Here is a 21,854-nt window from a genome sequence, read left to right on the forward strand (position 1 = left end):
TCAACTCAGCTATGGACGGTTTTTTTCAATTTAAATAGCGCTACCACGATTACTAGGTGGCGGGATCATTATGTTGTCATCATTTTCTCGCCGCCTACATTTTTCTGCCAATGGAATAGCCAATAATATATCCGACTTGAATTTTTCAAATTCACAGCTTGTAATCTCATAATATTCAGAGTAATCAACCACACCTAAACTTACAGGAATTGTAAGATAAAACCGTCCAGAAAGCTCCTCAACGCCTATCGCAAAATAATGTTCACGACTAACCACAGCATCTATAAATTTCATTTTCCACCTACGTTTACTGGATTCACCTGATAGTCAGATGAAGGCACATCACGGCCATTTATTATAGCTTCACTATCTCCATTTGGCAGTTTCCCTCCAGGAATCCAATGTGAATTTGCTCCTGCTTCGTTTCCGGAAGGAATCCTCAGATTAAATTCAGCTGGTTTGGGGATGTCAATTCTTAACAAGTTATTTGTATCCAAGAACCCTGCGTCCAACCCCAGCGAAAGCTCTAATGAATTTGTATTTCCTTTGGTATTAAATAACAATGCATCAGCCTGATCTCTCGGCATAACAAATGTGGTACCGTCCCTTTGAGCTATCCCATAGCGTTGGTAGTTTTCTTCCGACATGAAGCGTGAAGCGCCATTAGCAAACAGGGATAAATGCTCATTAACATATTCTTCAGGTAAATAATCCGTTGCTTCCGGGCGTTGACCTTTGGGAACATTAATTACGCGGGCAGAATCTTCTGGAGCCAGACTAAATGTCGATTTTCCTGATGTAGTCCTAGGCGCTATTCCGTCGTCGACTGCCGATCCAGCAGCGATGCCCGCGATACCGCCAACAACATACATTGTCCCGAGCTGTAGGCCTATAGCCCTTTTTGCCGCAGTTTCGCTCATTCCTGTGCGTACATACGCATTAACCATACTGCTGTAGACTTCTTGAATTTGCTTCGCTTCCTCAGTAGTACCATTCAGAAGTTGCTGTATCTGCTGGTAACCTAGCTGTCCCTCTTTTTGATCCTGATATCCCAGACTTTGATACGTTTCTTGTTTTTCCATCGCATCCTTACGGGCAGCGGAACAAGCAGCAGCACTGCCGCCATTCAGACACGCATTAACCAGCTCTTTTGTTGTTTCTGCATCTTTCTTATTCAGCGCATCGCGTTCTTTCTGCTCCTGCGGGCTTAGTGTCTGTTTGTGGTTAAGCTCCGTCTGGAGACTCTTATCAGAGCTGCTTAAGTAGTTATTCTCAACCGCATTCTTCCCGGCCTGCGCGCCCGTGGTCGCCGCGGCGGTACTATTCCCCACCACGCCGCCGGCGATCCCTGCCGCCATGGTGCCCAGCAAACTAACGAGCTGTTTCTGGTCCTGATTCAAATCCCCAGGTTTTGTATCCGGGAACATCTCGGCAGCGATATGCCTCGCCGCCAGCTCACCGCTGAATGCCCCCGCCGCGCCCGCCGCCGCATTGCCGCCTGAAAGCTGCGCCGCCAGAGCGCCCCAGACCGCATGCGCCATCAGGTTAGCAGGCTCATTGACTTCGCCACCCTTGGTAGTGGCACTCTTGATAGCCTGCGCCATCACCGGGTTCAGGCCGCCCGCCAGGGCTTTCTTCAGATCGCCCCCGGCGGCGCCCGCCAGGATACCGCTCACCGACTGGGCCACCATCTGATATTTGCCGCCGATGCCGTAATCACCGAAGGCTTTCTGGTAATCCGCCGTATTACGCAGCGCTTCTGCGCTCATGTTGGCGTAATTACCGCCTTTCGCACGCACTGCCTCCAGCGCCTGAGTGTCGCCATAGGTCGACACCACGCTGGTCATCTGGCCGCCGATTTCACCCACCAGCTGCGCCGTCTGCAGGCGTTTTTGCTCTTCCTCTTTGTTAAAGATCTGCCCGATACTGCCGTTGGCATGTTCGGTGTCGCGACTCAGCGCAGCAACGTCCTGCAGCTGGTTCGCCTTGTCACGAATAATAATACTACCATCCGCCACGGCGGATTGCGTGGTGCCTTCGGCGTGGCCTTTCCCGTTCATCCCGGCCAGCAGCGAGCCGACGTTCGCGAGGCCGTTTGAGGCCAGCATTGATCCGGCGGCAGACATATCGGTGCCGCCGGACAGGCTGACCCCGCTGTGGCTGACGTTATAGTCGGCTTTGTTGCCGATGTCCGAGAATCCCAGCGTCCCGGTATCGAGGCTGTTCTTATCCGCCTCAGCCCGGCTGGCTATTACGGCTCCGTTGAGCTGAGTGTGGTTGCCCACGGTAATATCATAGCCGCCTTTTCCGGCAAAAATACCGCTTTGCTCCTGCACCGAATCATAGGTGCTCTTCATCTTATCCTGGCTGAGGCTGATATAGCCCGAGCCGCTCATTGAGCCAAAGGTGAAGCTGCCGCCTGCGGCCACGCTGGTCTGCTTGCTGTCGTAGTTATTCGAGTCCTGCTGGCTGCTGATAATCAGGTCCCGGCCAATGTCGGCGACAACTTTATCGCCGTTAACCTGGGCCCCGTTCAGGATGGCGTCCCGACCGCTGGCGAGCAACACCGTGCCGCCGCTGTCGAGCGTGGTTTCCGTCCAACTGGTGCCGTTCCCTTTGTCTTTACCGTTGGCGGCGTTGACGTTGGCAAAGATGCTGAGCCCCGCTGAACCGCTGTTCACGCCAAAACCAACGCCAATGCCGCCGCCGCTGCTGCTGTTTTTGCCGGTCGTCAACTGCGTATTGGCCGCCCCGCTCAGCACAATGTCATTACTCGCCGCCAGAGAAGTGTCTCCTCCAGCTTTGAGCTGACTGCCCCCAATCAGGATATTGCCGCTTTCAGCGCTGTTTCCTTTCCCGGTCGCGGTGACGTTCAGGTTGTTCCCGGCCGTGAGGCTCGAGCCTTTCACTACGTCAGACTCGGCGTGCTGCTCTGATTTCGATTTTTGTGTCGTCAGGGAGACGCTTACCCGAATACCGTTATCAGGATCCTTTGCCGCCACAGCCTGCTGAGCGCCCAGATAAGCCTGCCCGCCGGCCAGCGCCGTTTTGGTTGCCTGCAGCGCGGCCAGCCTGCCGTCACTTTCATTTTTCGTCGTTTGCGCAGTCTCGACCGCGTTGTTGATCGCCTCGCCCACCGCCCCGGACAGCGCCACGGTCAAGCCGGAGCTCTTCTGCTCAAATTTCTCATCGCGGGTGCGTTTATCGTGCCCCGGTTCGATAAGTACGCTATCACCGGAGACCGACAGATCTTTACCTGCGACCAGATCTGCACCGCCAATATGCGCCATTCCCCCGGCGTTCACGCTGACGTTTCCGCGTGTGGACCCCACGGTGCTGACGCTTTGGCTCTGGGTGGTGCCTTGCTCCCGCAGGTCTTGGGTGCTTTTGCTGCTGCCGATGGTAAAGCCGATGCCGCCGGTGCCCATCAGGCCGCTCTTTTTGGTCTCCTTAAAGTGCCAGGCGGTGTCCGTGTCCGTCGCGGCCACGATATCGACGTTATTACCCGCGTTCAGCGCCACATTGCCATCGCCCACTACGGACGAGCCTTTCACCAGCAGATCGTTGCCCGCTTTCAGCGTTACGTTATCGCCGCTCAGCAGCGTACCGGCTTCGCGAGTCGAGCTGGTTTCGTTGATGGTGTGGGTCGTTTTGCTGCTCAGGAACCCTTTTTTGGTTTTGGTTTCTTCGTCGTAGTGATAGTCGCTGTCGGTGGCGGTTTCGAGGTTGATATCACGCCCTGCACCTACCCCGATATCCCCGTGAGCCGTCACCTGCGCAGCCTGGGTGTTAACATCGCGCCCGGCAATGATAGTGGTGTTCCCGCCGCTAGCGATCTCCGTGCCTTGCTGGCGCACGGACTCGTTGATATCGACCTTTTTCTTCGCGGTGTACTTGTCGCTGTGGGTAGATTCAATCGACTCTAAGTTAACGTCCCGGCCGGCCTGCAGTCCTACGCGGTCTTCTGCTGCCAGTGCCGCACCCAGGCTGTTCAGGTCTCGCCCGGCTACCATGGTGAGATCCTTCCCGGCGCTAACGGCAGTGCGGGTATTGCTGGTATCGAGGGTGTCCGTGTTGCCGGTCTGGCTGTGACGACTGTTCTTCGCCACATCCAGCGTCAGATCGTTCCCCGCCCACAGCGCGGCGCTGCCCCCGGCATTGAGATTGCTGCCGGTAACGGTCAGATCTCGCCCGGCCTGCAGGCTGAGACTCCCGCCGCTGTTTACGTTGCTTCCTTGGTTGGTGATGGATTCGTTGATGTTGCGACCGCGCTGATCGCGTTCCACAAGCTGGTTGCCCGTAAGGGAAATGTTATCCAGCGCCTTAAGCAGCATGTCGCCGCCTGCGCTAAGGTTAGCGCCGGTATTGAGGATATCTTTACCCGCGCTGAGGCTCAGGCTATCAGTGGCGTTGATGGAGGCGAGAGGACCAATCTCCGTATTTGTGAATGCCAGAACCGGGTTGTTACGCCCGCTAGCCTTACCTCCAGTGTCCCACTGGTTGGTCAACGTCTGGTTAATAATGCTGCCGCCCACGCTCTCCAGGCTCACTTTCTGCCCGGCGATAATGGAGCCAATATTATTGATATCACCCAGCGCGCTGAGCTGCAGGCTACCGCCCGAGTTAATCTCGCCGCCGTTAATATTGCTGATGGCGTTCTGGCTGCTGGCGCTCAGCAGCGTTTTGCCCTGCAGCGTGCTGCCGTCGTTGGTGATATTGCCGCCGTTGAGAATCACCTGGTTTCCGGCAATCACGCTGCCGTTATTGACCGCAACGTCCTTCGGAGAGATGTACAGTTTAGGGACGAGGACATTTTGCCCGTCAATCACCGCGTTTTCCCACCACAGGATGCTGGAGTCCAGCGCGGCAACCTGGTCAGCGGAAAGGCTGACGCCCAGCTTAAGCCCCAGCTTGTCACGGGCCTGCGCGGCATGGTCGATCAGATACTGCATCTGCTCGAGGTCAGAACCAACGCCGTTAACGTAGCGGCTGCCGGTCTGGTTCAGGATCTGATTGCTGACATAGCGGGTATCAAAGGCGGCATCGCCGAGGAAACGGTAGTCATACTCCGGGCGCAGATTCAGACGAGCCAGGAAATAGTCCGAGCCGAGGAATTTATTGGTATCGGTATAAGTGGCACGCGTTTCCTGCGGGGCATTCGGTGGCGCGCTCCCGGCCAGTTTATACAGATCGTTAAAAAGGCTGTTATCCAGTTGCCCAAGGCCGTCCAGTTTCGGGTTGGTGACGATCAGGTACGGGCTTTTCGGATCTTTATTCGCGACAAAATAGCCATTATTACTGGACGGAAGTGGGTAATCGCTGAGCTTGATCGGTGAACCGCTGGCCGTCAGTTTTGAGGTAAGCGCAGAAATATCCGTCAGTTCAATCGGACGATAATCATAACCTGGCGGCGGCGGAGTTTTACCGCCGCTGGAGAGCTCGATAACTTTCGCCGTCACCGCGACTATCTCGCCATTTTTATCCCGGGAGGCAAGCTCTGATTTATTACCGGCATGCTGGTTAGCCAGTCCGACGGTATTATCAGAGATAGCGGTGAGCTTGCCGCCGCTATTATTGGCCTCGACAAGGGGCGCTGTATTGGCGGCCAGATCGATTGCGGAACTACCGACACCCTGCTGCTGGCTTAGCCCCTGAGCATTGATCTCTGCCAGCTTGCCGCCGGCCTGGCCAAAGTCACCGATGTTTTGCTGCGAGCGATCGACGGACGCCAGACCGCGGTTGCCGTCTGCCCTGACATTCAGGCTTTCGGCCTGGCCGACACTGTTGCCGTTTGTTGGTAAAGTAATCGTGGCCTGTGGGGCGGTCACATTAGTGCTGGTACCGGCGTTCAGGCCCGTAGCCTGTGCGCCCGCACTCACGCCTGGCCCAGTCGCTAAGTTAAGCCCCGGCGCGCTACGTCCCGGCGTATAGCCCGGCGTATTCGCTGACACAGACGTATTGCTGATATTGTTGCTAAAGTTGGCGACGACTGCGCCGCCGGCCTGAATAACCGAACGATAAATTTCACCCGGCGTATACTGAGTATCATGTCCATTGAGGTTAAATTGGGCACCTATATCCTTTATTTCAGCCCCACGTGGAGCCTCTTTAATATTCGCAAATCGAGGCTGACGCGAACCAGGATCGGTGTATTGGTAAACTAAATAGTCGTAGTTTGTTCCCGCCTGCCAGCTTTGGTTATTTAACTGTGTTCCGGTGAATATAATATTTCTACCAGCGAGAATATTGCTCGCCTGGTTTTCGAGATTATCAATGCTGCCGTTAATTCCGCCCGCAGCCGCAATCCTGCCGCTTCCACCATTTGCAACAACAGTAATATTTGTCTGTGAAACAGCGAATTTTTGCGTAGCAAAATCTTTGAAGGGAGCGTAATGGTAATATGTGTGATGTACGTAATTACACGCCCCGTGGCCATTGCATGAACCCACTTGCACAACGTCATCAGTGGTAAAATAGCCCATTGCGCCAGCAGGTAATTGCTCTGGTTTAACAAAGATTGAAGCATTCCCAATACCTGCAACAGTCGAATTATTTATCGTAGTTTGCTGCACATTGAGACCATCGCGAGTATTCAATAAATGCCCGGTGCGAATAGAGATATCGCCATTCTGTGTCTCGATACTTCCGGAGGTGTTCACCACTTCCGCGTTGGCGTTGCCCGCCACATCGCGCTGCATCCACAGGCTGTTGCCCGCCAGGATATCGCCGCGATAGTTGCGGATGCTGTTGGCCAGCAGGCTCATATTATTGCCCGCATACAGCAGCGCGCTGTTGAGCAGCGTGCCGCCCGCGCTGGCAATCAAATCGCCCGCAGTACCGACGAAGCCCGCGTTATTGATGCCGTTCTGGCTGGTCAGACGCAGCGTCCCGCCCGCCTGCACGCTCCCTGCGCCATTGAGGTTCAACTGCCCTGCGGTCAGCTGGCTTTCACCATAGCCTGCTCGAACCTGACCGTTGTTATTCAACGTCCCGGCGGCAGAGAGCTGCACGCCCTGGCCCTGCATCAGGCCATTGACGTTAATATCGCCCTGACTGCTGACCGCCAGCGTATTGCCCGCCGCCAGCGTGGTCAGCTGGTTGTAGCTGCCCTGGCTGCTAAGCGACAGGTTACCCAGCGCCGCCACCTGCCCCTGCAGGCTGGTATTCCCGGCGTTAATTCCCATATTCCCCTGGCTAAGCAGCCGCGCCGCGGCAGAGCTGTTAACCTGATTACCCGTAATAGCCAGATTCTGGGTGGCATAGACGGTGCCATTGTTATCCAACTGCCCTGGGTTTACGGTTAGATTGGCCCCCTGCAGCATGCCATTATTCAGGATATAGCTGCCGCCGAGAGTTCCTTGCTGCTGCGCGAGTACCGTTCCGCTGTTGTTCAGCGAGCCCGCGTTAAGCGCCAGCGCAAAGCCCTGAACCCAGCCGCCGTTGGTAAACCCTGGCGTATTGAGCGTCAGCGCGCCGCCGCTCAGGATCTGGCCCTGGTTGCTGCCTCGATCGCGCAGATCGATCCGGGTATTGCCGTTACCCTGCACGGTGCCGGTATTGGTTAGCTGTTGTGCCCCCAGATCCAGGCTTCCCTGGCTTAGCAGGACCGCATTTTGCCCGTTATCCAGGTTGCCACTTAGCGCGCCAGTGAGGGCAGAATTCGCTTCTATGCGCCCCTGGTTATTCAGTGCGGCGGCGTTAAGCGTCACCGCATTGCCCTGGGCATGGCCCAGGTTGGTGATGATATTGGCCCCCACCGACAGCAAGCCATTGGTCAGCAGTCTGGCGCCGCTTTGCACATCCAGGTTACCGCCCAGCGAGATACCCAGTCCGTCGACGCCGCTGATATTGCCGCCGTTATTGAGGACGTTGCCGCTGAGAACGAGATTTTTGGCCAGGATCTGCCCCTGGTTTGTCATCCCCGGCGCAGTGAGGGTCGCCACGTTATTGGCCGTTATGGCGCCGGTATTCGTCAGGCCGGACGCCAGCGCCAGATCGAGGTTGCCGGTACTTTGCAGCGTGCCGTTATTTTGCAGTTGCTGAGCGTTCAGCTTCAGATACTGTGCCTGCCACAGGCCACCGTTGGTGACGTTTCGTCCCGTCACCAGCATCGCGCCCTGAGTTTGCATCGAGCCACCCGGCCGGTTGTTGATATCCTGCTGAGGTTGCAGGGTCAGCGATTTCAGGCCAATCACCGATCCCGCGTTATCGATCGCCCCGTTGTTAGCCGTGAGGTTGTTACCCTGAATATTGCCGCTGTTTAGCAGAGCGCCGCCGCTAAGCGTTAAATCTCCCTCGCTCAGCACCGCGCCGGTGTTGTTTAGCGCTCCGGCCGTTATCTGGCTCACGCCCTGGCTGAGTAAACGTCCGTCGTTGGTCAGTTGGTTATCAACCTGAGCCGTCAGCCCGTTGAGGCCGAGCGCGCTACCGCTATTTTTCCAGCTGGCCGCCTTCACGCCCAGGGTCTGCCCCTGCATAACGCCGGCATTACTAATTTGTTGGCCATTCAGCGCCAGCTGCCCGCCCGAGAGCATTTTGCCGCCGGACTGGTTGTTCATCGTTGAGGCGTCAACGGTCAGGCCATTGTCCCCCTGTACCGCACCCGAGTTATTCAGAATAGATACGGCGAGGGAGGCATTGCTGGCCGCCAGCTGTCCGGCGTTGTCCATCTGCCCTGCGCTTAACGTTAATCCCCGCTGAGCAATCAGGCGTGCGTCTTTCTCATTATTAAGAGAGTTAGCCGCATTCAGCGTCAGATCCTGCCCCTGCAGCGTGCCCTGGTTATCCAGAGCGCCGGCACTGACGTTCAGCCCCTGGCGGGAGAATATTACGCCCTGATTCAGGAGCTTAGGCAGCGAAAGCGTTAGCGCTCCGCCAGTAAGGATTTGCCCTTCTTTCTGATTAGTCAGCGTAAGGGCTGAGGGCGTGACCGAGTCCAGTCTCAGCGCCGTATTGCCCTGCAGCAGCCCGGCGTTATTCAAGGTGCGGGCGGTGATCCCTACGGTATCGCCCGCGAGGCTGCCCTGGTTATTAATGTCTGCCGTTTGCAGAGAAAGATCCTTCTCTGCCAGAATTTTTGCCGCGCTGCGGTTGAGAATACTGTCCGCAAAGTTCAGCGCTACGCTTCCGCCCTGCAGCGTACCCTGGTTGTCCAGGCTTGCCCCTGAAAGCACCAGGGCATCTTTAACCGAGATCAGGCCCAGGTTGACCATCTGCGGAATAGTCAGGCTAACAGCACTGCCGCTGACCAGCTGCCCGCCCGCCAGGTTGTTAAGCTGAGGAGTATTCAACGCCAGAGCATTCTCTCCCTGAATCACCCCCTGGTTATCCACCTGACTGCTGCTGAGATCGAGTTTATCTGCCGCGACAACGCCGGTGTTGCTCAGGGTTCCGCTCTGGCTCTTCAGCTCACCGGCGGCCAGCAGCCTGCCGTTGCTTTGGTTATTCAGCTGTCTGGCTATGTTTAGCGTTACGTCCCTGCCGGATAAACGCCCCTGGTTATCCAGGGCATCTGCCGTCAGCAGCAGATTATCGCGGGCCTGAACGGTTCCGGCATTGGTAAACTCAGGCAGGTGCAGCGTCAGCGAACTGCCGGAAAGGATCTGCCCGCCGGTGAGGTTTTCGAGCTTGCCGGTCTCCAGCGTGAACGCTGAGGTGCCCTGCAGCAAACCGCTGTTGCCGATGTTACCGGCTTTCAGGCCGAGGGTATCCGCCGCCAGTTGCCCGTGGTTGATCAGCGTACTGGCGTTCAGGTCCAGCGCCTGCAGGCCGGTTAGCGAGCCGTCGTTATTCCAGCTGTTCGACGCCAGCGTCAGCGCCTGCCCTTGTATTGCCCCCGCGTTATCGACATTGTCGGCAGCCAGCGCAAGGTTTCCGCCGCTTAACAGCTTGCCACCGCTCAGGTTATTCAGGACACGCACGGCCGGTGGCTGAGCTGCGGCAAAACTCCTCAGCAGCAGGAACTGAGGGTGCTTTTCTCCTGCGCCGGACATCGACAGGCCGGTATTGCCCTGCACCAATCCGCCGTTATTGAAGATGTTCACCGCCAGACGGGCGTTATCTGCCGCTACCGTGCCGCCGTTAGCGAATGACTCACCGTTAAAATCAAAGGTGCCGGTCGCCAGCAGTTTTCCCGTCGTCTGGTTGGTGAGGGCGCTTTGGGAGGCAATGGAGAGTGCGTTCCCCTGTACGATGCCGCTGTTATCCAGGCTGGTGCCGAGAATATTCAGCATCTGTTTCGCCAGCAGCGTGCCGCTGTTTGTCACGGCGGTACTGTGAAGATCCAGCCCAGTGTTGCTCTGCAGCGTCCCCCGGTTGTTAAGCGTATCGGTCTGAACACCGACCCTGGTCGCGGCCAGCACGCCATTATTATCAAGCTGGCCGGTGGCAAGCTGGAGTTCCCCCTGGCTAAGGAGTTGGCCGTCGTTAGCGACAGATTTGCCGACATTTAGCGACACCCTGTCTTTGCCGGACAGCGATCCCGTATTGCTGAGCTCCGCGCCCTGAAGAGTGACTAGTTGTCCCTGGAGAGCCCCCTTATTGCTCACCTTGTCGCCGCGAATATCAAGCCCACCGCCGGTCAGCGCTTTTCCTGCCTCGCCATTGCCCAACTGTGCGGTGTTCAGCGTCAGGCCTCGGTCTCCCTGTAGCAGGCCGTCATTTTGTCCCTTCAGTGCGGATAGCGTGACAGTGTCACTTATAATTTGCCCGGCGTTTGCCCAGCCGTTGGACGTCAGCGCCAGCCGGTTGTCCGCCACCAGCGAAGCCCCTGCCTGGTTGCTTAACTGCCCACCCAAGCTGAAATCCAGATTTTGTGCGTCGATGGCCCCGAGGTTATCTACGCTTCCCCCATCGAGCTGCAGGTGTTTAGCGGTTGAAATATTGCCTGCATTGTTTAATACCGGCAGCGTCAGCGAGACGTCATCCCCACCGGCAACCGTTGCACCCTTATCGTTTTGCAGGGAGGCAGCGGTCAACTGCAGTTTGCCGTCAGCCTGAATCAGGCCGAAGTTGCTAGCCTGTGATGACCCGGCATCAATATTAAGCTGAGAAGCAGCGATAATACCGGTATTGCTCAGCGGCCCTGTCGTCAGGCCGAGCTGATTCTGGCTAATCAGCCTGCCGCCGTTGTTAAACGCCCCGCCGAACAAAATATTCAGCGCATCGCGGCCAAGGATCTGCCCGGTATTTTCCCCGCCGTTTTGCCCGCCGTTGAGCGTGATGTTTCGGCCCTGCAACCGCCCGGCACTGTCCAGTCGAGCAGCATTAACGGCGATATTTCCGTCACTTAATAGCTGGCCAGCGGCGCCGTTCGCCAGCGTATTGCCCTGATAGTTAATAGCCTGGTTACCCTGGAGCAATCCATTGTTGGTCAGGTCGTCCACCGCCAGGCTGGTGCTGTTGGCAATAAGTTTCCCGGCGTTGCTGCCCTTTGGTGTAATCACCGAGAGGGTATTGTCGGCAAGGAGCACCCCGCCCGACTGGTTATCCAGTTCCCCGGCAAGCCGGAGGCTAAGGTCAGCAGCTTCAAGATTGCCGCTGTTTTGCAGCGTCAGAGCATCAATGGCCATTCCCTGCCTGACCGATATCAGCCCGGCATTCACCAGCTGTTCAACGTGCAGTTCCCCGACCTGAGCGCTCATTTCGGCCCCACGGGCATTGCTCACCGTTGTGCCGCTGAGCGACAGCGACTCAGAACCGTGGACGATACCGCCGTTCGTCATCCGGGCGGCATCCAGCGCCGTAAGACGGCTCACGGTTTGCCCCTGATTATCAAAGACAGGCGTAGAAAGCCGTAAGGCGTTATCGGCCAGCAGAACGCCTGTCGCCTGGTTGTTTGCCCGTTCGCTGGCCGTCACCCCCAGGTCACTGGCTTCGATGTGGCCGCTGTTATCGAGAGTCGAAACGCCGATCGCCAGCCCTTGCTCCACCGAAATCAGCCCGGCGTTGATAAGCATCGGAATGGACAACGTCAGACCGCTGCCGCTGATGATTTTTCCCTGCTCAAGGTTAGTCAGTTCCGCGGCGTTCAGGCGCAGCGCTTTTTCGCCCTGTAACAGGCCGCTGTTGACGCTACGCTGGCTTTCGAGGCTGAGGTCAGCCGCCGTCAGCGTGCCCTGATTGGTCAGTATATCGCTGGTCAGCGTGAGCTTATTTTTCCCCTGTATTTGACCGCTATTGTCGAGGCTGTCTGTCGCGGTCAGGTTGAGGATGGATAAACCAAGCAGCTTGCCGCTGTTAGCCATCTGGCTGGCATTTAGCGTCGCGGTGTCGGCCTGAATCTCTCCCGCATTGGTCATCTGTCGAGCGGCAAGTGTCAGCTGCCTTTCAGCCAGTACGGTGCCACCCACGGCGTTATTGAAAGTGTCGCCTGTGGCTTTGAGCGCGGAATCCCCTTGCAGCAAGCCTGTGTTAGCGACGTTTTGTGCGTCCAGAACGGTACTGTCAGCAATTAACTGGCCCGCGTTATCTAACTCAGGGGCAGAAAGCTGCAGGTTGCGTTTTGCCACCAGCACGGCGCCGGCAAAGTTAGTGACTTTGTCACGCAGTTTGAGCTGAAGATCCTGCGCTTCAATCCGGCCCCGGTTATCGAGCGTCAGCCCTTCGAGGGTCGCGGCCTGGTTAGCGGAAATCACCCCCGCGTTCACCAGTGCCTGAACGGTAACATTCACCCTACCGCCGCTTTGCAGCCAGCCTTCGTTGGTCACGCTACCGGCATTGAGATCAAGCAGGCCGCCTGCTATGGCTCCCTGAGCGCCCGCCTGACCGACGATGATTTTCCCTTGCGGGCCGTTCTTAAGCTCTCCACTGACGCTGGCCGTTACGCTCTCGCTCCCGGTAGTCAGGCCGCTGTTATTCCATTGTCCCAAGTTGACCGCGAGGTTTTTTCCCTGCAGGCTCCCGGCGTTATTGAAACTGGCAGCAGAAAGCGTGAGCGCATCTTTCGCCAGCAGTGCGCCGCCGGCCTGGTTGTCCAGCTGCTGTCCGGCTTTCAGCGTCATGTTCTGAGATTCAATATTGCCGCTGTTAGCCAGCATCAGGCTCTCAATAGCCAGCCCCTGCTGGACAGAAATCAGTCCGGCATTGGTGAGCTGCGGGATGCTGAGCGCCAGACCGCTGCCGCTGATGACTTTTCCGCCGCTTTGGTTAGTCAGGGCCGCTGCGTTTAAGGTCAGGTTTTGGCCGCCCTGAATCAGGCCCCCGTTGTCTAGCTTAGTGCTGTGTAGCGCGAGGGAAGCGGCCTCAAGCTGCCCGGTGTTTTTTAGCTGTGCCGCCGTCGCGTTCAGGTTTTGCTCGGCCTGCAGGCTGCCGCTGTTGGTCAGGGTGGTCTGCGCAGCTACGTTAACCGTGGAAGCCGCGACCTGCCCGGCGTTGTTAAAGCTATCGGAGGTACTGTTCAGGCCATTGCGGGCGGTGATTTTCCCACTTGTCTGGTTGTCGATATTCCCGACGATGGCCAGCGTCAGTGCATTGCTGTCCAGTGAACCCCGGTTGGTAAAGTTCAGGGCATTAAGCTGTAAGTTTTTCTGCGCCAGCAGGGCGCCACCGGCCTGTTGCACAATATTGTCTGCAGTGAGCAACATTGCGCCATCGGCCTGAATATTTCCGCCAGTGTCGAGCTGACTGGCGCCAAGCGTCACGGTATTACCTTTGGTGCTTCCGCTGTGCGTCAGCGAGCCAGTATTAACCGTCAGCGCCCCTTTGGCTGCCTGCGTGCCGCGCAGCGTGACGCTATTACTGGCCTGCAGCAGCATATTGCCTTCAGATTGCAATTGCCCGCCAGCAAGGGTTTCAAATCGCTCGCCCCTGAACGTCAGATCTTTTTGCGAGGTGATTTGCCCGACGTTTTGTAGCTGCTGAGTCAGTAACGCAAGGTTGCCCCCGCTTGCCAGCAAGCTTCCCTGCTGGCCGTAAAACTGCTTGCTGCTTAACGTCACGTCCTGCTTGCCGCTCAGCATCCCGGCATGGCTGAAACCCTCAGCCTGAAGAGCCAGATTGCCGCTGCTCAGCAGTTGACCATTTCGGCCAATAGTAAAGGCATTGCGGCTGGTCCACGCCTGGTCAGTGCCGCTGCTCAACATGCCGTCTATCCATGCATCCCCGGTCGTGGCCGTGAGTCCTGCCCCGGCGAGCATCTGGCCGCTGTGCGTGAACGAGCCAAGATCGAGCTGGATATTGCGCTGCGCCTGCACGTTGCCGCTGTTATTGAAGCTGTCTGCTTTGGCGCTGAATGAATTATTAGCCGCGATTTGGCCGCTGTTGGCTAGCTGGCCTGCGGAGAGTGCAATGTCACCTCCTGCCGTTAGCTTACCGGTATTTTCCATGCTTGCCGCCGCGCGGGCCCGAATCGCACCGCCCGCATTGGCTTCGCTGGCAGCATCCACACTTGCTGCCCCGGCATTCAGAGCGATGTCATTGCCTGCGGTGAGTTGGCTGTTATTCAGCGCCAGTTTTCCGCTGCCGCTCAAAGATATTTCCCGATCGCTGGCTAGTTTGCCGTTGGCTACGGTGATATCAGAGCCGCTGGTGACCTGTGTTGCCCCCCCGATTTTATGCTCGCCGCTAAGGACAATGTTATCTGCCTGAGCCGTGAGATTGCCGCTCGCAAGGCTGTTATTCACCACCAGCTTGCCGTTGGTATCCAGCGTGATATCCCCCTGGCGTGCATTAAGGTTGCCGAGGTTGACGCCGACGCCTTTGTCGCTGGATATAAGGTGGATACGATTAGCGTACATGCCGCCCAGCGCGCCGGTATCAACGGCGACCACAGGCGCAGAGCCTTCTCCGGCTATCGGTGTGGCTGCGCCAGTAGATGAAACGCGGTTGGCACCCACGGTCACCTTAAGATCCTTGGCATGAATACCGGCATTAACTTCCGTCGCCCGGGCAATGATCGACAGCGCATCGCTTTTGCTGGCGTCCAGCCCCTGACCTTCTACCGTGATACTGCCCTTGCTGACGTCCAGCGCCAGCAGGTTGCCTGCCGCATCAAACTGAGGTTTACCCGTGGTGAGTGTCGCATTCGGGGTATTGATAAATCCGCAGCCGTTACAGGTGATACCGTAAGGGTTTGCCACCATGACGTTGGCCGCCTTTCCCGCCACTTCGGTATACCCCTGAAGCTGAGAACGGTTGCCGCCGATGACCTCATTGATGATGCCGCTCGCTTCCTTGCCGACTTTAAGGTTCGGGTTGTTCTGGATAAGCCCGCCAAGTTGGGTTTGAGTCAGTGACCCGGTGGCGTTGTTAAGAATCAGTCCCTCTTTCCCGACGTTATAGTCCTGGAACTGGTTGTGGGAGATCCCCGCCTGGTTTGGGGTAGCAATGTTAAGCACCGGCACGCCGTTTCCTGCCTGATCCATCTGCGCGCCCGGCGTAACCGGGTTAATGGTCGCAGCCACAGCAGGAAACACCGGCTGCCCGGCAAGCAGGAATATGACGAGGTAACTTAACAGACGCTTCGCTAATCCAACGGGGTGCTTTTCCATCTCTCTACCTTAAATTGCCAGACCCAGGCGGTAATAAATCACAAGGCGATCCGGGGCCAGATCGCCCGGATAGTGAAGTGGCGTGCCAACCGTAAACTGGCTGGAGTAATAGCGTCCGGCCACGCTGATGCCGCTCGAGGCACCCCACAGCGTCCCGGAGGCCTGCCGATCGTCGTTGTCATTACGCAGCCAGCCGCCATCAACCGCAGCGATAAGGCTGACCTCCCCAAGATAAGGGAGACTGAACAGGGAATAGCTCAGCTCGTTGCGAAGATAGCCGCCGTTGTCGCCGGAAAGATATTGTTCTTTAAAGCCGCGCACCGAGCTTTCTCCACCGATCGTTAAGCGCTCGCTGCCGTAAAGTCGGTCCGGTGACCACTGCCCATAAACGCTCGTTAACCACCAGATTTTTTGCGTCACGGGCCGCTGGAAGCTGGCGCTGACGCTCCATTTTCTGAACCCGGCTTTTGGCACATCGCCGCGCTTGCCGTTATCGTTTTCAGCGCCAAACCACGGCACGCCGCGGCTAAAAGAGGGGTTCAGGGTCGCCACGCCGCCGGCAATTTTCTGCGTATGGTTGAGGCCAAACTGCAGGCTGGTGAGCTTGCGGCTGCTGCTAAGCAGAGGCGCATCATTGAGATAGTTACGGCTGATTCGATGAGTCAGGCCCAAAGAGGCGGCGGTTTTCAGGTCGCCGTTTCGATAGAGTACGTGGGAAAGATTCAGACGATGCGTTTCGGCTCGTCCCGTGGAATGCCACAGATAGCCTTTGTTATCCAGGGTGGTGAGATAGTCGCTCCAGCTGTAGCTGTAATCGACCAGGCTGTAGCCCCATGGCACGCTGACTCCGGCCTGAAAACTTTGTGCATCGTGGTCTTTGGCAAAATCGCTGCTGCGCCCGCCGCTAATAAACCATTTATCCGCCAGCCCTAGCGGGTTATTGGCGGTCAACGAGCCGGTAAGCTGCCCGGTACCGGTGCTTTTTTGCCCGCTGTTATCAAACCCCAGCGCGGCGGAAAGCGGAAACTCTGGCGTTGCGGTGAGATTAACAATCGACTGCCCCGCGTTCTCTCCCGGCAATATTTCAATTTGCACCGGCGTGGTCCGTAGCCGGTTAATTTGTTCCATTCCCTGCTCAATATCGCGCAGGTTGAGTATTTTTCCTTCCAGCCCCGGAAACGCCATTTTAAGCTGACGCGATGACGTACCCTCGATACGGATAGCCTGCAATGTTCCTTCAAGCACGGCAATGTGCAGCGTGCCTGCGGAGAGATCCTGTTCAGTCAGAAAAGCGCGGCTGGTGATATACCCGCGGCTGATATACCAGTCAGAAATATCGCGGGTCAGCTTATTGATCTTCTCCATACCGAGACATTGATTGATATAAGGAGAGATTAACCTGCTCTGGCTACGCTCAGAAAGCAGCGTTGTATTATCGATGTCGATCTGGCGGATAGTGAAGCAGGGACCTTGCTCAGAACTCGATGGCTGCGCTAAAGGGCGTGGCTGCAGACTCCGCTGGATCTCCTCCCTCTGCTGCTGGTTCTGTAACAACAAGTCCTGCTGTTGCTGCTGCACCGCATCCCTGTCGGCAGGCGTAAGTGGAGCTGCATAGCCCGCAGGGTGATAGAGTAGCGCGCACAAAAAGGCGGCTTTATGGAGAGAGCGCATAAAGTCAAAGTGAATTCATTGTCAGTTTTTGTAAGTATGCCAGCCCACCTTAAAATAAGAAAAGTCCTGAATGCGCAACCTATTATTATTGGTAGTTAATTTGCGATAAGTCTATTTATAAAATTTAGGATAAGTTAATCAATAATTACTAACAATCTGAATTACATGGAATTTTAAATAAACCATCACTATTTCAATAATCACCTGACAGGGTCTTAAATATCCTGCAGTAAATAACAAAAAAGGCCGCACATCTTCATGTGCGACCTCATGGTGCGGGGATGATATGGGTTTACTCTATGCTTGCGCCGCCGCTGATACGGAACTTGAAGTTGACGATGAGGCCCTCTCCTGGCTTGCCGCTTTCGTAACGCCATTTCTTCAGCGCCTGTTTAACCTCACGTTCAAACATATTCGCCGGCTGAGCGGAGAGGATCTCCACGTTATTTACGCGGCCATCGGCATCGACGTCAAACTTCACGCGAACGCTGCCGTCCATACGTAGCGCAAAGGCGCGCGTCGGATACTGTGGTCTGTCACGGCTAAGAGCACGTGGCCCGGTATTGGCTGATGGTGCAGGCGCGGCCGGTGCCGGTTTGGCTGCCGGAGCAGGCGATGGCTGAGCCGGGGCATTATTTTCAAAAGGGTTCGCCTCGCGAGGCTCCACCGGTTTGACCTCACGCTTCGGCTGCTCGACTTTCTTCACCGGCTTAGGTTTCGGTTTTGGCTTAGGCTGCGGTTTGTGGATCACCACCGGCGCTTCTTTCGGTGGCTCAGGGATCGGTTCTGGTTCAGGCTCTGGCTCGGCCACCGGCTGTGGCGGCGGCGGCTGAACTACCGCTGGCTGCGGAGGTTCAAGGTCTGCTGGGGCAACCATGGTGACGCTGATCGGCTGCGATGGCGCTGGGGTCTCAATAACCTGATGTACCGAGGTGTAGAGCAACCCGGCCACAACGGCACCATGAAGCCCGACAGAGAGAAGAGTCGGCCACGGAAAGCGGCGAGGTAAATCCAGGGTCATTGACGTCATAATGGCTTCAGTATCTTTAAGAGACGACAATTTTAAATGCAAATAGCAATCATATTCAATAACGCATCGTGCAATGGCGCACATTTTCCTGCGCAGTGAGTCATTTTTCCGCCATCAGCTCATGGATTTAACATCCTGTTTATCTTTCAATTGCAGTCTGGACGGCATTCACTTAACTTGGTTCACAATCCAACATCAAGAAGGAAGTGCGCTCGTGTTGTACGTCATTTATGCCGAAGATATTGCCGACTCGCTGGAAAAACGTTTGTCCGTCCGCCCTGCACACCTTGCTCGCCTCCAGATTTTACGTGATGAAGGCCGACTGCTGACCGCGGGCCCGCTGCCGGCTGTCGACAGCAACGAGCCCGGCGCGGCAGGTTTTACCGGCTCTACGGTGATTGCTGAGTTTGCGTCGCTGGAAGAGGCGAAAGCCTGGGCAGAGGCAGATCCGTATGTCGCCGCTGGCGTTTACAGCCAGGTTGCCGTCAAGCCGTTCAAAAAAGTGTTCTGATTGCGCTGAGTGATCCGACGCCACTCCTGCCCCGGCAATGAATACCGGCCATCAGGAAGAGTGTTGATAAGAGGCAAAATTTGAGGGGCACCGCACGCGGTGCCCTGTTCTTATGCCCAGCGATCGTGGATGGCAAATAACAGCGAGTTGCGCTGCTGGTTAACCAGACACTTACGAATGGCATGAATACGCATATTGCGCCGGGACTGGCCTTCCAGCCAACGCGCCCTGCGTTTTTGCGTTTGGCGCTGCATCCGCCAACGCCCGACTTCCGTTCTGCTACGTCTCATTTCCGCGACTCAATTATCCAAAAAAGACACGCCATTATAGAACCTTCTGGCGGGCAAACCATCCGTTTTGCGTATACTTTTAGTATTAAGCGCTGGAAGTTCTGCGTACACTCTCAACTCTTCGGTTTCAAAAGGATTTTTAAGGCATGACAACCTTCTATACCGTGGTGAGCTGGCTGGTTATTCTCGGCTACTGGCTGCTCATCGCCGGCGTTACGTTGCGTATATTGATGAAACGCCGCGCTGTCCCTTCGGCGATGGCCTGGCTGCTGATCATCTATATTCTGCCGCTGGTCGGGATTATTGCCTATCTCTCCGTCGGGGAGCTGCACCTCGGTAAACGACGCGCAGAACGCGCGCGCGCCATGTGGCCTTCAACGGCAAAATGGCTTAAGGACCTGAAGCACTGCAAACATATCTTTGCCTCAGAAACCAGCGAGGTCGCCGGATCGCTGTTCCAGCTCTGCGAGCGTCGCCAGGGTATTGCAGGCGTTAAGGGCAACCAGCTCCAGCTTTTGACCAGCTCTGACGATACCATGCAGGCGCTGATCCGCGATATTCAGCTGGCGCGTCACAACATTGAGATGGTGTTCTATATCTGGCAGCCAGGCGGAATGGCCGATCAGGTTGCGGAATCGCTGATGGCCGCGGCACGTCGCGGCATTCACTGCCGGCTGATGCTGGACTCCGCCGGCAGCGTGGCTTTCTTCCGCAGCCCGTGGGCCAATATGATGCGCAACGCCGGCATTGAAGTGGTCGAGGCGCTGAAAGTTAACCTGATGCGTGTTTTCCTGCGCCGTATGGATTTACGTCAGCACCGTAAGATGGTGATGATCGACAACTATATCGCCTATACCGGCAGCATGAATATGGTCGATCCTCGCTTCTTCAAACAGGATGCCAATGTAGGTCAGTGGGTCGATTTAATGGCGCGTATGGAAGGCCCCGTCGCCACCGCAATGGGCATCGTTTATTCCTGCGACTGGGAGATAGAAACCGGCAAACGCATCCTCCCGCCGCCGCCGGATGAAAACATCATGCCGTTTGAAGAAGCCAGCGGCCACACCATCCATACCATTGCTTCAGGCCCAGGATTCCCGGAGGATCTGATTCATCAGGCTTTACTGACGTCCGTCTACGCGGCGCGGGAATACCTGATCATGACCACCCCCTACTTTGTGCCAAGCGACGACCTTCTTCACGCGATTTGTACCGCTGCCCAGCGCGGCGTAGACGTGAGCATCATCGTCCCGCGCAAAAATGATTCCCTGCTGGTCGGCTGGGCAAGCCGCGCCTTCTTTACCGAACTGCTGGCCGCCGGCGTGAAGATCTATCAGTTTGAAGGGGGACTGCTGCATACGAAGAGCGTGCTGGTTGACGGGCAGCTAAGCCTGGTAGGCACCGTAAACCTGGATATGCGTAGCCTGTGGCTCAACTTTGAGATCACGCTGGTGATCGACGATGAAGGTTTTGCCGGTGATTTAGCGGCGGTACAGGATGATTATATTTCACGTTCGCGGCTGTTAGATGCGCAATTGTGGCTAAAACGCCCGCTCTGGCAGCGTATGGCTGAGCGACTGTTTTACTTCTTTAGTCCGTTGCTGTAAAACGTGGCGCATCAGCACACGATAAGTGGATGAAGACATGGAAATGGATCTGAACAACCGCCTGACCGAAGACGAGACTTTAGAGCAGGCGTACGACATTTTTCTCGAACTGGCGGGCGATAACCTCGACCCTGCAGATATTATTCTTTTTAATCTGCAGTTCGAGGAGCGTGGCGGCGCAGAGCTTTTCGACCCGGCTGAAGACTGGCAGGAACACGTTGATTTCGATCTGAACCCTGACTTCTTCGCAGAAGTCGTCATCGGGCTCGCCGAGACCGACGGCGGCGAGCTCAACGATATCTTTGCTCGCGTCCTGCTTTGCCGTGAGAAAGACCACAAGCTTTGCCACATTCTGTGGCGTGAGTGACCTCAGAGCGGCCCGCGGGCCGCTCTGTTACTTCTCATTCGGCGGTAAATGCTCGCCGCAGGTTTTACAGTAGTGCGCATTCGCCGCATGATCCTGCTGATGACAGCGGGTACACTCCCTCACCGCTCCCCGTCTTTGCATATCCTGAGACATTTGAGACGTTAAAATCCCTGTCGGGATAGCAATTACCGAATAGCCAATCAAGATCAGCAGCGACGCAACGAATCGGCCCAGCGCGGTGTGCGGCACAATATCGCCGTAGCCAACGGTGGTCACGGTCACAACCGCCCAGTAGACCGCTACGCCCAGGCTGGTAAAGCCGTTGGCCTTCCCCTCTATGCCATACATCAGCGCGCCCGCCGCCACCATCACGATGGCAATAAACGAGTAGAAGAGGATCAGCTGATTGCTGGCGTTGATCAGACTGCGCCACAGGCTTTTTAGCGCAGGCATATAGCGCAGAAGCTTCAGAATGCGCAGCACGCGAATGGCCCGCATCGCTCGCCAGGCAAAATAGTAGTGAATAGCAAATTCTGGCCACAGCCACAGCACATACAGCGGCAACATGGTTGCCAGGTCGATGATGCCCCAGAAGCTAAACACGTAGCCGATAGGTTTAGGCCACGTCAACACGCGCAGTACGTATTCGCAGGTAAACAGCAGCGTAAAGATGATTTCCAGCCAGATGAAAAGCTGCCATTCACCGAACGTTAACCTCGGATCGCTCCCTACGCTCGATTCGGTAAAAACAACGGCAACGCTAAGCAGCGCCAGCAGGCCACAAAAAGCCTCGAATCGACGTCCGGAACGGGTATTTTGGTCAAACAGAAAGCGGTAAAGCAGCGCCCGAGGTGAAGAGATATTCCCTGACACAGTGATCCTCGCACAAA

General features: G+C 56.3%; 9 protein-coding genes. 3 read left to right on the plus strand and 6 right to left on the minus strand.

Going from position 1 to position 21,854, the window contains the following annotated elements; genetic code table 11:
* Positions 1 to 30: 30 nt before the first annotated feature.
* The 4 genes from EL098_RS09545 to tonB form a co-directional block, all read right to left on the minus strand.
* The gene (locus EL098_RS09545; RefSeq protein WP_126356004.1) at positions 31 to 294 is read right to left on the minus strand and encodes a hypothetical protein; all 264 of its coding nucleotides are present in this window, start codon (positions 292 to 294) and stop codon (positions 31 to 33) included.
* Positions 291 to 15,488, minus strand: coding sequence for a hemagglutinin repeat-containing protein (locus EL098_RS09550; RefSeq protein ID WP_126356005.1), 15,198 nt, complete (start codon positions 15,486 to 15,488; stop codon positions 291 to 293). The genes EL098_RS09545 and EL098_RS09550 overlap by 4 nt, the downstream gene beginning before the upstream one ends.
* Before the next feature lie 9 nt (positions 15,489 to 15,497).
* On the minus strand, positions 15,498 to 17,159 hold the full coding sequence (locus EL098_RS09555; protein ID WP_126356006.1) for a ShlB/FhaC/HecB family hemolysin secretion/activation protein: 1,662 nt from the start codon (positions 17,157 to 17,159) through the stop codon (positions 15,498 to 15,500).
* Positions 17,160 to 17,451: 292 nt separating this feature from the next.
* Positions 17,452 to 18,180, minus strand: coding sequence for a TonB system transport protein TonB (tonB, locus tag EL098_RS09560; RefSeq protein WP_197718564.1), 729 nt, complete (start codon positions 18,178 to 18,180; stop codon positions 17,452 to 17,454).
* 223 nt (positions 18,181 to 18,403) lie between these two features.
* On the opposite strand from tonB, the gene EL098_RS09565 reads away from it, so the two are divergent.
* The gene (locus EL098_RS09565) at positions 18,404 to 18,700 is read left to right on the plus strand and encodes a YciI family protein (RefSeq protein WP_126356008.1); all 297 of its coding nucleotides are present in this window, start codon (positions 18,404 to 18,406) and stop codon (positions 18,698 to 18,700) included.
* Between the two features lie 110 nt (positions 18,701 to 18,810).
* On the opposite strand, the gene EL098_RS09570 is transcribed toward EL098_RS09565, so the two are convergent.
* Positions 18,811 to 18,990 carry a YciY family protein gene (locus tag EL098_RS09570; protein WP_126356009.1) on the minus strand — a complete coding sequence of 60 codons (180 nt, stop codon included), beginning with the start codon at positions 18,988 to 18,990 and terminating at the stop codon, positions 18,811 to 18,813.
* Between the two features lie 146 nt (positions 18,991 to 19,136).
* On the opposite strand from EL098_RS09570, the gene cls reads away from it, so the two are divergent.
* Together cls and EL098_RS09580 are read left to right on the plus strand one after the other, a co-directional pair.
* Entirely contained in the window at positions 19,137 to 20,597 is a 1,461-nt protein-coding gene (gene cls / locus EL098_RS09575; RefSeq protein WP_126356010.1) for a cardiolipin synthase, read from the plus strand.
* Between the two features lie 37 nt (positions 20,598 to 20,634).
* Positions 20,635 to 20,964 carry an HI1450 family dsDNA-mimic protein gene (locus EL098_RS09580; RefSeq protein WP_126356011.1) on the plus strand — a complete coding sequence of 110 codons (330 nt, stop codon included), beginning with the start codon at positions 20,635 to 20,637 and terminating at the stop codon, positions 20,962 to 20,964.
* 27 nt (positions 20,965 to 20,991) lie between these two features.
* Here EL098_RS09580 and EL098_RS09585 read toward each other — a convergent pair whose 3' ends face one another.
* Positions 20,992 to 21,837, minus strand: a complete 846-nt coding sequence (locus EL098_RS09585; protein WP_126356012.1) for an ion transporter — start codon at positions 21,835 to 21,837, stop codon at positions 20,992 to 20,994.
* Positions 21,838 to 21,854: the final 17 nt, after the last annotated feature.

Source organism: Cedecea lapagei (assembly GCF_900635955.1).
In the GTDB taxonomy this organism is placed as follows: Bacteria; Pseudomonadota; Gammaproteobacteria; order Enterobacterales; family Enterobacteriaceae; genus Cedecea; species Cedecea lapagei.

Excerpts from the sequence above, each read along its gene's own strand:
- EL098_RS09545 (WP_126356004.1), bottom strand. The coding sequence starts at position 294 with ATGAAATTTATAGATGCTGTGGTTAGTCGTGAACATTATTTTGCGATA.
- EL098_RS09550 (WP_126356005.1), bottom strand. The coding sequence starts at position 15,488 with ATGGAAAAGCACCCCGTTGGATTAGCGAAGCGTCTGTTAAGTTACCTC.
- EL098_RS09555 (WP_126356006.1), bottom strand. The coding sequence starts at position 17,159 with ATGCGCTCTCTCCATAAAGCCGCCTTTTTGTGCGCGCTACTCTATCAC.
- tonB (WP_197718564.1), bottom strand. The coding sequence starts at position 18,180 with ATGACCCTGGATTTACCTCGCCGCTTTCCGTGGCCGACTCTTCTCTCT.
- EL098_RS09570 (WP_126356009.1), bottom strand. The coding sequence starts at position 18,990 with ATGAGACGTAGCAGAACGGAAGTCGGGCGTTGGCGGATGCAGCGCCAA.
- cls (WP_126356010.1), top strand. The coding sequence starts at position 19,137 with ATGACAACCTTCTATACCGTGGTGAGCTGGCTGGTTATTCTCGGCTAC.
- EL098_RS09580 (WP_126356011.1), top strand. The coding sequence starts at position 20,635 with ATGGAAATGGATCTGAACAACCGCCTGACCGAAGACGAGACTTTAGAG.